The 13,129-nt window shown below is 42.7% G+C and carries 17 protein-coding genes; 7 read left to right on the plus strand and 10 right to left on the minus strand.

Translation table 11 applies throughout. The features are described 5' to 3' along the window. Window positions 1–188: 188 nt before the first annotated feature. From ACJA3J_RS18750 to ACJA3J_RS18785, 8 genes are all read right to left on the minus strand, one after another. Window positions 189–749, minus strand: coding sequence for a hypothetical protein (locus ACJA3J_RS18750; RefSeq protein ID WP_406944973.1), 561 nt, complete (start codon window positions 747–749; stop codon window positions 189–191). Between the two features lie 24 nt (window positions 750–773). Beyond that, a complete protein-coding gene (locus ACJA3J_RS18755) occupies window positions 774–902 on the minus strand; it encodes an anti-repressor SinI family protein (protein WP_406944974.1) in 129 nt (42 codons plus the stop codon). 26 nt (window positions 903–928) lie between these two features. Continuing rightward, complete coding sequence (locus tag ACJA3J_RS18760; RefSeq protein ID WP_406944975.1) at window positions 929–1,159, minus strand: helix-turn-helix domain-containing protein; 231 nt, start codon at window positions 1,157–1,159, stop codon at window positions 929–931. 226 nt (window positions 1,160–1,385) lie between these two features. Next, window positions 1,386–2,261 (minus strand): helix-turn-helix domain-containing protein, encoded by an 876-nt coding sequence (locus ACJA3J_RS18765; protein WP_406944976.1) that lies wholly within the window; start codon window positions 2,259–2,261, stop codon window positions 1,386–1,388. A 396-nt stretch (window positions 2,262–2,657) separates the two neighbouring features. Next, a complete protein-coding gene (locus tag ACJA3J_RS18770) occupies window positions 2,658–2,795 on the minus strand; it encodes an anti-repressor SinI family protein (protein ID WP_406944977.1) in 138 nt (45 codons plus the stop codon). A gap of 270 nt (window positions 2,796–3,065) precedes the next feature. Further along, the gene (locus ACJA3J_RS18775) at window positions 3,066–3,521 is read right to left on the minus strand and encodes an IDEAL domain-containing protein (protein ID WP_089651975.1); all 456 of its coding nucleotides are present in this window, start codon (window positions 3,519–3,521) and stop codon (window positions 3,066–3,068) included. Window positions 3,522–3,794: 273 nt separating this feature from the next. Further along, window positions 3,795–5,501, minus strand: a complete 1,707-nt coding sequence (locus ACJA3J_RS18780; RefSeq protein WP_406944978.1) for a phospho-sugar mutase — start codon at window positions 5,499–5,501, stop codon at window positions 3,795–3,797. Between the two features lie 471 nt (window positions 5,502–5,972). Then, entirely contained in the window at window positions 5,973–6,212 is a 240-nt protein-coding gene (locus ACJA3J_RS18785) for a hypothetical protein (protein ID WP_406944979.1), read from the minus strand. 447 nt (window positions 6,213–6,659) lie between these two features. Here ACJA3J_RS18785 and ACJA3J_RS18790 point away from each other — a divergent pair, with 447 nt between their 5' ends. From ACJA3J_RS18790 to thrB, 3 genes are read left to right on the plus strand one after another with little or no spacing between them, the layout of a single operon-like run. Further along, window positions 6,660–7,952: a homoserine dehydrogenase gene (locus tag ACJA3J_RS18790; RefSeq protein WP_406944980.1), complete on the plus strand. Its 1,293-nt coding sequence runs from the start codon at window positions 6,660–6,662 to the stop codon at window positions 7,950–7,952. Window position 7,953: 1 nt separating this feature from the next. After that, window positions 7,954–9,009, plus strand: coding sequence for a threonine synthase (gene thrC, locus ACJA3J_RS18795; protein WP_406944981.1), 1,056 nt, complete (start codon window positions 7,954–7,956; stop codon window positions 9,007–9,009). After that, complete coding sequence (thrB, locus tag ACJA3J_RS18800) at window positions 9,006–9,917, plus strand: homoserine kinase (RefSeq protein ID WP_406944982.1); 912 nt, start codon at window positions 9,006–9,008, stop codon at window positions 9,915–9,917. The genes thrC and thrB overlap by 4 nt, the downstream gene beginning before the upstream one ends. Before the next feature lie 328 nt (window positions 9,918–10,245). Here the strand turns inward: thrB and ACJA3J_RS18805 are convergent, their stop codons facing one another. Continuing rightward, window positions 10,246–10,698 (minus strand): VanZ family protein, encoded by a 453-nt coding sequence (locus ACJA3J_RS18805; RefSeq protein WP_406946328.1) that lies wholly within the window; start codon window positions 10,696–10,698, stop codon window positions 10,246–10,248. 200 nt (window positions 10,699–10,898) lie between these two features. On the opposite strand from ACJA3J_RS18805, the gene ACJA3J_RS18810 reads away from it, so the two are divergent. Further along, window positions 10,899–11,279 (plus strand): hypothetical protein, encoded by a 381-nt coding sequence (locus ACJA3J_RS18810; RefSeq protein WP_089651982.1) that lies wholly within the window; start codon window positions 10,899–10,901, stop codon window positions 11,277–11,279. Between the two features lie 32 nt (window positions 11,280–11,311). Here ACJA3J_RS18810 and ACJA3J_RS18815 read toward each other — a convergent pair whose 3' ends face one another. Beyond that, a complete protein-coding gene (locus ACJA3J_RS18815) occupies window positions 11,312–11,806 on the minus strand; it encodes a sigma-70 family RNA polymerase sigma factor (protein WP_258871236.1) in 495 nt (164 codons plus the stop codon). A 162-nt stretch (window positions 11,807–11,968) separates the two neighbouring features. Here ACJA3J_RS18815 and ACJA3J_RS18820 point away from each other — a divergent pair, with 162 nt between their 5' ends. Genes ACJA3J_RS18820 through ACJA3J_RS18830 form a run of 3 tightly spaced genes read left to right on the plus strand, consistent with a single transcriptional unit; the run spans window position 11,969 to window position 13,007 of the window. After that, on the plus strand, window positions 11,969–12,445 hold the full coding sequence (locus ACJA3J_RS18820) for a sigma-70 family RNA polymerase sigma factor (protein ID WP_406944983.1): 477 nt from the start codon (window positions 11,969–11,971) through the stop codon (window positions 12,443–12,445). A 44-nt stretch (window positions 12,446–12,489) separates the two neighbouring features. Then, window positions 12,490–12,774 (plus strand): hypothetical protein, encoded by a 285-nt coding sequence (locus ACJA3J_RS18825; protein WP_406944984.1) that lies wholly within the window; start codon window positions 12,490–12,492, stop codon window positions 12,772–12,774. A gap of 35 nt (window positions 12,775–12,809) precedes the next feature. Beyond that, window positions 12,810–13,007, plus strand: a complete 198-nt coding sequence (locus ACJA3J_RS18830; RefSeq protein ID WP_089651984.1) for a hypothetical protein — start codon at window positions 12,810–12,812, stop codon at window positions 13,005–13,007. The last annotated feature ends 122 nt before the right edge of the window (window positions 13,008–13,129 follow it).

Consider the following 13,129-nt stretch of genomic DNA (forward strand, 5'->3'; position numbering starts at 1 on the left):
AGTTATAAAAGTTTCAAGGAAATTATTATTTCCGGGGAAATATGTCAAAAGCTTTATATGATTCTTTTATCATAGCTTAGTTCCTATATTTTGAAAAGAAGAATGTTACTAATATGATATGTTTTTTAAAGAATTCTGTGAATAAAGGGTATAAGTACCGTGCAAAAGCAACCGGTCTTATACCCTTTTTATGATAATATTGCCCAATTCCGTTGTAAGGTCTTTAGCTTATAACTCTCACAATTAAATCTGTGTATGTGTTTTTGAATCACTTGAATACCTTCCTGGTGGTAAGTAAACAAAATAACTACAGGATGCATGAGGGAATCATAAAAAAATACTGGATTAAGACTTCTCTTGATATTTCTAATGTTCCACTTTCCCATCAAGTTCAGCTGTCTTAAGTAATCGTCATCCAAAATCGCCTGTGAAATAAGGTCCGTTTTATTAACACTGTATTCCATTAAATGATGATAACACACCGTTGCCTGGAGATATGAGAGCGGAGATTCATCACCTGTAATACCAGCCATCAAATCATCTGTACCCGTCTCTTCGTTGACCATTGCATATACATAATCGAACGATGTGTATATTCTCCATCCAGCCTTTAGCTTCAATTGTGAATACTGATCTACAACCCCACTCAAATCAAGCGTGCCGGAACCTCTGATAGGGATTGGAGGGTAGGCTTTTGTACAAATATTTTTACGAGCGGCTTCACGTCTAAACATGACTTTATTCTTCAAAACCCTTCCCTCCTATTACTTCATTCAGGAGATAGGTACTTGTCCATGTTGAAGGAACTCCTCAATTTCTTTTATGGATAGCCCCAATTCTTTTGATTCTTTAATCAACTCTACCCACTCAGGGTCAATCCTTCGCTCTCCTTTAGTAAGCATCCATTCGTCCCCTTTTTACTAAATGCTCAATTAATATCTTGGCCTGTCTCCTCCGCATACTTGTGTGTGAGCAGCTCTTCCAAGGATACGCCTAAAGTTTTAGCAAGCTTCCCCATGATTATTAAAGATGGGTTTTTTTGAACTCCCCTCTCAATATTACTTATATAAGATTTGGAAACTCCTGATTGTTTAGCGAACTCATTGACTGATAACCCCTTCCCTACACGTAAGGTACGTACCTTTTCACCTATTGACATCAAGTGTCTTCCCTCACCTTCCGCTACCCTTTTACTAGCGTACATTTTAATTTCATTTGTTCTTTATAAAGAATATTATAATGCTATTCATACTTGATGGAAATGTTTGTATTCCACTATTAAGAACGAAAATTAGTAACTTTTCTCCTATTTTCTCATAAATACTCAACATAATTCTCTTTTAAGAACAATTCGATTAAAAAAACAATCGGATAATGCCGATTGTTTAGTCTTGTGTGTTTTGATATTTTTGCCTGAACTCTTTTGGTCCAATTCCTTCAATACTTTTAAATACTCTCGTAAAGTAGCTTTGACTATTGTAACCAAGCAAAATACTGATATCCATCAAGGAATGCTGAGTAATACAAAGCAGCTCCTTTGCTTCCTTTACTCGCTGCTGATTTATGAACTGTGTAATGGAAACACCTTTTTCTTTTGTAAATATACCAGATAAGTAATTAGGGTTCACATTTAGCGTTTCCGCTATTCCCTTTAATGTCAGGTCTTTAGTTAGGTTTTGAAAGATGTGTTTTTGCGTTCTTTCAACAAGAGGTGAATGTTTAGGGTTTTCATCCCTTTTTTTCATTCGGTCTAAAAATGACTGAAGAATATTCTGTTCCAGAGACTCTAAGCTATCAATAGTCTCTTGAGATTCTAAGAAATTAATATAAAAATCACAGAGTGAATCCATTTCGTCCCGTTGGATTCCTTTTTCAACACATATAAGACCTAACTCAGAAACAAGTCTGATCAATTGGTTTTTCATAGTGCGGACATTTGGGCTTGCCAAGCTTTTCTCCCGGTGGACCTTATACTGTTCTAAGGCTCTCGAATCCCCTTTTTTAAATAGCTCAATAAAATGCTGCTTAGACGCAACTACTTCAGGATAAGAACGAAGAGTTTTGGTGAAGTTTTGATATTGTTTACGCATTTTCTCTTCCTCAATAGCTTTGTTCGTATCGTTTATTTTTTGAGGTAATAATAGGTCCAGGATCCGTTTCATTGAACTAATCTGCACTTGATTGAGAACCGGAAGCTGTTCGAAATATTGCACGAACTGTTCCTCATATTTTACATCAAGGTCGTTCATGACAAGATTCATCTTTATGTGCTTCCTCACAACTTCTTCTTGAAGAAAAGGTCCTATACCCAAAATGAACTCCTTATCCAGCTCCACCTTAATAGGGTATAAAAAAAGGTATTGATCATATGAATCTGTGAACATTTGTAAGGTGTATGGCCGCTTTCTGCTTTCATTTATGTAACTTCGATGTAAAGACCTCACTACTTTCGGTGGCTTTTGAAAGCTATCAGGAAAATGGTAAGACAACTTATTCCGGTCATTAATCAACAAAACCGGTGTGCGTAGTACGATGGAACAGTCCTTTAAAAGATTGATAATTTCATATTTGGTCATAAAGCCCCCCCTCTCCACACCATCTTTTTACTCACTATTATATCTTTGATGACAAAAAAATAACACCCACTCAAGAGGGTGTCAGACCATTTTCTTTTTCCTATGGTCATTATTCAAAAAGCTTTTGACTTCTTCCACGCTTAAACCAAGCTCTTTTGCTTCTTTTAAAAGTGAAACCCATTCGTCATCCAATTTACAATCTCTAATCAGTGTCTCCATCCGGTCAACCTCCCCCTATAATGGTCAAATCTGTGAGATTAGTCTCGTGAACGGTCCTACCCTATTCCCAAGAGTCCTTGGGTTTTTTGTTATTTCTTTTACTAATTACTAGTATAATAGATGGGTATAGATGGAAATTTAATATTATTCACTTTTTTATCACATATTTCAGATAATTTTCTGATTTTTCTATAAATTAATTGTAGTTTTATGTAGAATATAGTTTTTTTAAAAATGCCCAGGTATGAGACTGGTCATACCTGGGTATTTTTACGTGTACATGTTATTCCATTTTTCAGTGAGAAGACGGAAGGCGTCTTCATCATTTTGATCGATCGCCTTGTCGATGAGGCGTCGAAGGTTGTTTTTTTCTAATTCACGGATGATTTCCTTCACTTCTTTAGATGATTGCTGACTGATTTCGATCCCCTCTTCATAATACGGCGACACAATCGAATGAAGGTGCTTGATAAACTCAGGCAGTTGCAGTAAATCAGAGACAGAAACATAAACCATTTTCTTGCCTCGCTGGAAGACGAATATATCGAAAACGTTATGCACCCGTTGACGATTGCGGTCGATTATAATTTCTCTTGATTCCATTGGGATGAACTGATACAACTCGTTGTCAATAAATAGCGAAAAGTACTGGTAGGCTAGAACGACTCGAATGAAGCGTTTGTCTTCTTTAACATAGTATGGCTTAAGCATTTTTATGTTCAACATGGGCCCACCCCTTTTTCATTAAATCTGAATTTTCAGTATTTTATTCTATTATCGCGTATTTGTCAACAAAATGAAAGCGATTTATATGGAATGGGCTGTGGGTGTTCGTTTGTTTTGAGGATGGTGTTGACGGGTGGGTGCATAGTGACTTAACGATGATGGATAACGACCTAACTGAGGAGCATAGCGCCCTAACGTAGGTTCATAACGACTTAACGTAAATCCATAATAAAAAACCTCGACTCCGTGGGAAACGGAATCGAGGTTTTTTATTTAGATGAGCGCATGCAAGCGTTCGTTAACGGTTGCTTTCACTGCGGCCAGTAGTTCTTCACTTTCTTTTCTAGTCCCGGACTTCACACCGTAATAAAACTTGATCTTCGGTTCTGTGCCTGATGGGCGTAAGCAGAACCAACAATCGTCTTCGAGGATGAACTTGACGACATTGGATGTCGGAAGATCGATTTCCTCTTCGGTGCCGTCCTGGACATGTTTACGAATGGTCGTCGCGTAATCTTCGATAGCAACGACTTTCTTCCCACCCGCTTCTTTGATTTCAGCGTTACGGAAGTCCTCCATGATAGCCTGGATTTGTTCAGTCCCTGATTTCCCTTCGAGCTTCATGGATTGAAGGTCTTCCAGGAAGTAGCCGTGCTTTTCATACAACTCATCAAGAGCGTCCAGCAGCGTTTTGCCTTGATTCTTCCAGTGCGCACCAACTTCTGCTGCAAGGACAGCAGCCTGGACGGCGTCTTTATCACGGGCAAAGTCTTTGACGAGATACCCGTAGCTTTCCTCATAACCGAACATGAACGTGTGCTCTCCACTTTGCTCATATTCACGGATTTTTTCCCCGATGAATTTGAATCCTGTTAATGTATCAAGGGAACGGATGCCGTAGGAGTTTGCGATGACCCGACCGAATTCAGACGTTACAATCGTCTTGATCAGGAGACCGTTTTTCGGCAATTGTTCGGATTGACCGAGGATGTAATCCAGTAAAAGCGCTCCAGTCTGGTTACCTGTAAGGACGACATATTCGCCTTTTTCGTTCGGAACAGCAATCCCAAGGCGGTCGGCATCAGGATCTGTCGCCATCAATAAGTCAGCACCGATGGCTTTCCCTTGTTCAATCGCCATTTCGAAAGCCTGATGTTCCTCAGGGTTCGGAGATGCGACGGTAGAAAATTCAGGATCCGGCTTTGCTTGTTCTTCTACGATATGAATAGACGTGAATCCACTTTGCTCCAGTCCTTTTTCCACAAGATCACGAGCGGTTCCGTGCAGTGGTGTGAACACGAGGGATAGGTCCTTTTTGATATCCGGCTGGACGGTTACACCTTTCAGTGCTTCCAGATAAGCCGCATCAACTTCATCATCAATCCAGCGAAGCAGTCCTTTTTCTTCAAGCTCCTGCTGATCAGCTGCTTCGACTTTCAATTCGTTTTCCACTTTGTTCACAAAATCGATCATGATTTCCGCCTGCTCAGGAGGAAGTTGACCGCCGTCCTCGTTGTAGGCTTTGAAACCATTGTATTCCGGCGGGTTGTGGCTTGCCGTTACGACAACGCCTGCAGCCGCGTTCAAATGACGGACAGCAAAAGATAATTCCGGTGTCGGTCTTAAGGACGTGAATACGTAAGAAGGAATGCCGTGGTGACCAAGGACACGAGCAGTTTCAACAGCAAACTCCTTGGACATATATCGAGAGTCATAAGCGATCGCTACGCCCCTGTTGGACAAGCCCTGATCATTGACATACGTAGCCAGACCCTCGGCTGCTTTTCTCACTGTGTAGATGTTCATGCGGTTTGTTCCTGGTCCGAGCTTTCCGCGCATTCCACCTGTCCCGAATTCCAGGTTCTTGTAGAAAGCATCTTCCAAAGATTGCTCATCTGATGTTAGTTCTTCTAGATTTGATGCAAGATCGGCATCAAGTTCGGTAAATCCTTTCCAACGGTTGTAATCATTTTTCCACATGCACAACACTCCTTCGTGATTATTTTTCTTTAACTATTTAGGGAAGTCATTTTCTAAGAGCGGAATTTTGATTAGTAACAGGGGAGTCAGCCCACCCCAACATAGGATTCCTACTCGTTCTTCTCTAGTTCTTTTCATTCGCCACTATTTGGTGGAATTCCTGTTTTTTCGGCGTATTTAGATAGAAATCTTTTCTTTTTCTTTACCTTTTACACCGAGAGCTAATAAACTATGCAACCGCTCCTATTATTGTAACATTTTAGTTGGAGGGTTCTCTTATGGAAATATATGTATGACCTGGTACACCTTTTATTACCATCAATAGAATAAGGCCTGTTTATGGGGATTCTATTATATGAATTGTTGATGTTAATATTTGTATGACCTGGTCTCCCTATCATTTCCATAAAAAAAAGAAGGTCGCTGAGGTAGGCTAGCGGCCTTCTTTTCTTTCCTGCTCCATGTGTGATTTTAATCTGAGGGGAAAAAATTAAGTAGGGATTTGTGGATTTCACCACAAACTTCCATATGCATCGTATCTTGATTACAAACATTTTCTTTTTCTTTGTGTACTCGATAGGCCGTCCTCATGCCTTCTCGAATAAATTCATCTTTTCTCGTATATACACCCCATTTCTGTACAAGATCATTAATGTAACGATCGTAAAGCATTAATGAAATTGGCAGCATCGGGGATCCCCCATATTTCATACTTCTCACCTCCTGGAATATATTTTCATATTAGTTATAAAGTACCTTACATAAATAGTCAATATCTCCTAATCTTCTTCTCTATTCGACCTTACAAAATTTACAATAAATTATTCTAAAAAAATGTATTTTCTCCTTAATATAGATTCAGAATTTAGTTTCTTTGTATAAAAGTGGTCATAAAACTCTTTTTTTAGCTCTTCATTAACCATTTGTAAATGTTCCGTAAATTCCTTTAATCTTTCTTCCATAATATGTATGACCAGGTCACTAAAAATGGTGTCTATAACGGGAAGTTCAACTTCCATTTATTGGTGTACCAGGTCATACAATATCTGGATAATTAAATCGTCGGATAATTCGGTCTTGTGCTTCAATTTCCTTTCCGTTACAATGTCCTTTATACAAAGAATAATGTTTATTTCAAGTAGACAAGGAGTGTGAACGATGAATAAAGCCATTACCGTAGGACTACTAGGACTTGGTACGGTCGGAAGTGGAGTGATTGAGATCCTCCGCGATCATAAAGAACGCATTGAACATAAGACAGGGTGTGATGTCACGATTAAATCTGTGCTCGTCAGTGACATGTCTAAGCCCCGCGAGGTTCCGGCTGAGACCCAGTTGACGGATCAGTACCAGGATATTACGAGAGATCCGGAGATTGATGTCATCGTAGAGGTGATGGGTGGGATCGATCACACGCTTACTATATTATTAGAAGCAATTGAACACGGGAAACACATCGTAACGGCGAACAAGGATCTTGTCGCCCAGCACGGAGAGCAACTTTTCGAAGCTTGCCAAAAGCATAACTGTGACTTGTATTATGAAGCGAGTGTGGCCGGTGGCATTCCAATCATCCGTTCGATCATGGATGGCTTGTCCTCCGATCGTATTACAAAGATGATGGGAATCGTTAACGGGACGACGAACTATATCATGACGAAGATGGCGCAGGACGGCGTTGATTTTGACAGCGTCTTGAAAGAAGCGCAGGATCTTGGTTTCGCAGAGGCAGATCCGACAGCTGATGTGGACGGTCTGGATGCGGCTAGAAAGATGACAATTCTATCAATCTTAGGTTTTTCTATGCCTTATAGTTTAGAAGATGTGGATATCAAAGGAATCCGAGGCATTTCTTCTGATGACATTACCTATGCCGAAGAGCTGGGGTATCGCATCAAGCTGATCGGCATTGCGGAAAATAACCACAATGGAGTTTCTGTCAGTGTCGAGCCGACATTACTTCCAATTCAACACCCGCTTTCTTCTGTTAATGATGAATTCAATGCGGTTTATGTGTATGGGGATGCTGTTGGCGAAACGATGTTCTACGGACCAGGTGCCGGTAAACTTCCGACAGCGACTGCCGTTGTCGCGGACTTAATCGCCGTATTGAAAAACATCCGCCTTGGTACGACAGGTACGGCGTATGTACAGCCGCAATTTCCGAAGCAGGTCAAAGCGAAAAAAGATCAGCTGACGAAGAAGTATATCCGTCTTCACGTCGATGACAAAGCCGGAATGCTGAACGACCTGACGAACATTTTCGCTCAATACGACCTCTCCTTCGATCAGTTCACCCAGCGTTCCACAGATCATGAAGGGGAACGTGAATTGATGATGGTGACCCACCAGGTGAGTGAGGAAGATTTTGAAAAAGCGATTCAGGACATTGAGTCGCTCGATTCTGTAAGAAGCATCGACAGCATATTCCGTGTAGAAGGAGGAAACTGACATGTGGCGTGGATTGATTCATGAGTATGGAGAGTTTTTACCCGTTTCCGAAAAAACACCAAAGCTGACGTTGCATGAGGGGAATACTCCTCTCCTTCCGATTCCGTCCATCTCGCAGGACCTTGGAATTGAAGGCTATGTAAAAATTGAAGGAGCGAACCCGACAGGCTCCTTCAAGGACCGCGGTATGGTGATGGCGATGGCAAAAGCGATCGAGGAAGGTTCAGAGGCTGTCATTTGTGCTTCAACAGGGAACACTTCCGCTTCGGCTGCTGCGTTTGCCGCCAGGGCAGGGCTGCGCTGCATCGTTGTCATTCCTGATGGGAAAATCGCAGAAGGAAAACTGGCGCAGGCGGTCATGTACGGCGCGGAAATTTTTGCAATCAAAGGGAACTTTGATGACGCTCTTCGTATGGTCCGGAAAATGGCGGAGAATGAACCTGTTACACTCGTGAACTCTGTGAACCCTTACCGCATCGAAGGTCAGAAAACGGCCGCATTCGAAGTCTGTGATGCCCTTGGCTCTGCACCGGATATTTTAAGCATCCCTGTTGGTAATGCCGGAAACATTACGGCGTACTGGAGAGGGTTCAAAGAATACAATGAGCGACATGGTTCTGGTCTGCCGCAGATGATGGGCTTTGAGGCAAGCGGTTCTGCGGCGATTGTGCGTAACCAGATCATCGAAGATCCGGAAACACTGGCGACAGCGATCCGGATCGGTAACCCGGCAAGCTGGGATAAAGCGTTAAGCGCACGCGATGAATCAAATGGTCTGATTGATGAAGTGACAGACGACGAAATCGTTGAAGCCTATCAATATTTAGCGGAAAAAGAAGGCGTCTTCGCTGAGCCGGCCTCCTGTGCTTCCATCGCAGGTATGATCAAAAAAGTGAAAGACGGCACGATTCCACAAGGTTCTAAAATCGTTCATGTGTTAACAGGGAACGGGTTGAAGGATCCAACCACAGCGATGGAACAGAGTCCGGTCAAACCGACGCTCATTGAAAATGACTACAACATTTTCGCTTCTGCAGTGACAGGTGTCCAATCATGAGCCGGTTTCAAATCCGAGTGCCAGCAACATCCGCAAACCTTGGCCCGGGATTTGATTCCGTCGGCATTGCCCTATCAAAATACGTGACGCTTGACTGTCAGCCGGCCGATCAGTGGTTTTTTTCCGTTCCTGAAGAAGACCAACCCTATATTCCTTCGGGTAAAAGCAACCTGATTTACAAAACAGCGTTATTCACAGCAGAAGCCATGGGTTATGAAGAGCTTCCTCCGACCCATGTAGAGCTAACGAATGATGTGCCGATCGCCCGCGGCCTCGGCAGCTCATCGACCGCAGTCGTCGGAGGAATCGAACTGGCCGATCATCTCCTCGGGCTCGGCTTGAGCCGTTATGAGAAGTTCAAAATCGCCTGCGAAATCGAGGGGCACCCCGACAATGTAGGGCCTGCGATCTTTGGCGGGATCATGGTGTCCAATTACGATGGCGAGCACTTGGATTATGTCCATTTTACAGAAGGAATGGATGATTTGACCTGGCTCGCGATCATTCCGGACTATCATTTGGAAACAGAAAAAGCACGTGGATTGCTGCCTGTGGAAATGGACTACAAACAGGCGGTCAACAATAGCGGAAGCGCCAATGTCCTCGTCGCCGCATTAGCTACGAAAAATTGGCCGCTTGCCGGCAAAATGATGCAGAGCGACCGCTGGCATCAGCCTTACCGGCAGGTTCTCATTCCTGGATTCTCTTCTTTTAAAGAGATCCTGGAAAAAGAACAATCGCTCGGCCACTACATCAGTGGGGCAGGACCGACCACCGTCGCCCTTTTTGATGTATGGGATAAAGGTAAACGAAAACGGCTTGAATTGGCTCTGGAAGATTACCAAGTCGAACCGCTTCAAGTGAATCTGAGTGGTGCCGAAACATTCGTATTAGCTCCTGAAAAATAGCAAAGAGAACCAGCTGGATCATCCGCTGGTTCTCTTTTTTTGCTTTCTCTTCAAAGGTTTCCCATTTCTGTGGATCGTGCTTTTTGGTGCGACCTGCGCTCCCTTTGGGCGCGACTCGGCCTTCCTTTGGCGCAATCCGGCTTCCCTTTGGCGCGATCTGGCCCCCATTTGGCGCGACCTGGCCTCCCTTTGGCGCGATCTGGCCTCCCTTTGGCGCGATCCGGCTTCCCTTTGGCTCGATCTGGCCCCCATTTGGCGCGATTCGGCCTTCCTTTGGCGCGATTCGACCTTCCTTTGGCGCGCTATATATCAGAACGAACATCCAGCATTAACGTTTAAGATTCCTTTTTCTTAAGAAAAAGAAAAGAATCAAGCAGACCCCGATCAAACCACCTACACTATCCAACACCACATCCCCAACATAGGGTGTGCGGTTTGGCGTGAGCGACTGGTGATACTCGTCAAAACAAGCATAGAGAACGGTGATTATGTAAGAAACGATCACCTTTCTATTAAATCTCCAATTAGTGTTGTGATGAAGAGCGAGAAATGTTGTGACCATGAGGAGGAAAAATACGGCCAAGTGGGCGGCTTTCCGAATGAGAAACTCAAGCATTCCATCGACTCCACGGTTTTCTATATTGATCGTCTCCCCGTAATAGGTAAATTCAATCAGAGTCAGAAATGGTTTTAATAGGTCCAAATTCATATAAAAATTCATTGTTGGACGTAGGTCTTGTTGTTCATAAGGTTGGGAAGAAAAGAAAAAAATCAACCCCATTACACCCAGGGGTAATAAACTATAAATAACTCTCTTAAACAAAATAAGTCACACTTTCTATTATCATTTCTTTTGACATACCTAATAGTTTACAACAACTGTAAGTAAATTTAAAAGATTTAAAGAATTACTAACTCCTACTATTATTATGAGTGAAATTTGTATACAATGTTACTAGAAAATAAAAAGGGGGATTCGAAATGGCGAAGAAGAGTAAGCAGTACGACTATGACCTCAGCGAAGTAAAGCGTCTGATCGGCGAGACAGATAAAAACTACCGAGAAATCGCTGCTGAGACAGGATGCCCGTATGCGAGCGTCGTGTATCACGGTCGTAAGATTCGCGGACGCGTCAATCGTATGCGTCAGGAAGATATGATTGAAGAACAACCACAATCGTTTTTGTCTATTAAAGAAGATCAAAATACATCAGAGGATGCGACTATGTTGTCTGGCGGGACGACGCTGAGCATATCCAGAAATGACGTCCATATCCAGGATGCAGAGCAAGAAGCTGCCCGCATGATTAAAGCGGCACGCGCCTTGGGACTGAGCAAAATTAACATAACTATTAATAGATAAGCGCAAAGTCTCGGGGACTTCTCCGGGGCTTTTTACATGTTCGTTCCAAGTTCCTTCAGTTTTTTCCTTGCGTGTCTGCCCCAGTTTTTCACGGCGTCCGGGGTTACTTTTTCCAAATGGGCAATCTGCGCAATGGAACGGTCCATGATGATATAGTGATACACCCACTTCCACTGGTTAGGTGTGAGGCTCGCCTTCACCTGTTTCCATAGAAGTTCATCCGTAATCTCGTCTTCCCATGTATCGCGCCCTTCCTGCACCATCTGCTCGGCGATCTCTTCTTCCTGTTCATACGTTCTTGAGTCTTTGCGAATTTTATCAATCAAGGCGTTGCGGACTTTCCAGTGCATGTATGACTTCAATGTTCCCGCTTCTGGGTCGTATGTACGGTAAGCATTCCATAAAGCAAAAAGACCTTCGGCATAAAAGTCTCCATTTCTGTCCCAGATTTTCAGCTTATGAATATGGTAATGGATCAAATCTTCACTTTCTGATACTAGTCTTTCAAACATTTCATCTGTGACCAAGACACACCCTCCTAAATAATCCTTCATACTATAATCGATAGAAAAAAGGGTTTTGGTGTCATGTTTTTGCAAATTTTTCAATTTTTCTCTAGGGAAAAATTGATTTTCGCTTCCCATTCATTGGGAAATACAGGATAATAGATATATAGAAAGGAGTGTGTCATGAAAGATTCTATCCTCGAATTCCATGAATATCAACGTCTTATCCATTCCTGCCTGCGTCGTTGGAAACTCCCTGAGCCCTATGAAGACTGCCAGCAGGAAAGCTACCTCATTTACGCGCGATGTGTGGAAAGGTATGACCCCGAACGAAGCAAATTCTCCACCTTTTTCTTTCAAACCCTGTACAGGCATTTCCAAACGGAGAACCGAAAAAACCGTCGCGACAGGGAAGCCGTCCATTTCTTCTCCATCCAACAAAAACCTCTAGAGAAAGACCCTCTGAAAGAGCCTCTTCTCCTTTTTGACATCCAGCATTACTCATCTCTCACCCTTAATGAACAAATCATTTTTGAGCAAACCTATATCGGTTATACTGTGGCAGAAATTGCTCGTTTATCTGGTAAAAGTCCTTCTACTATTAAAAGAGCCCGGAAACAAATTAAAAGGAAAGTATCCAGCGGTTTATTAGTGGAATAAAAAGGGAAAGTACTATTATCCTAAGAAAAACGGAGGAGTCCTCTTTGGAACAAACGTCCCGATCCTTGTTTCCTCTTGCGAATATTTGGCTCGATGATGCGCCTACAACATTCACCCATGCCTTCCTCGAGCGTTTGGCTTACGAATGGATGGTTGAAATCGTCAACCCTTTTCCCCTGCCCCTGTTAGAAGATCGAGAACTTGTACTCGACATCTCCATCGAACAAACCGACGGCACACTATTTGCCCACCTCCCCATTCAGTCCTACAGCATCGAAGATGGCAATGAATTCACCGTCTACCGTTTTCACATGTATCCACCGGAATGATCGTGATTTTCCTCCACGTTCCATAGAATGTTATAATGGAAGCGACGTTTTATGGAAAGGAAGAGACGATGCTTTATCTCGGTTTTGCCGGATTTTTTCTCATTTATTTAATTCTGGGATGGTTCACGAACGCCATCGAAATGTCGACGTTCAGCGCCATCTTCAGTGTCGCGTTTCTATGCCTGAACCTCTACATGTTCTGGAAAGAAAAGAAAAAACAAAGCTCCACATAAAAAAGATCCGTCTAAAACGACGGATCTTTTTTGTTACGGAATTAAATGTGGAATCATATCGGAATTATTAATGGAATTATTTGTATGACCTGGTACACCAGAAATTGTAAGACCTGGTACAA

Source organism: Halobacillus sp. SY10 (assembly GCF_045401165.1).
Lineage (GTDB): Bacteria > Bacillota > Bacilli > Bacillales > Halobacillaceae > Halobacillus > Halobacillus aidingensis.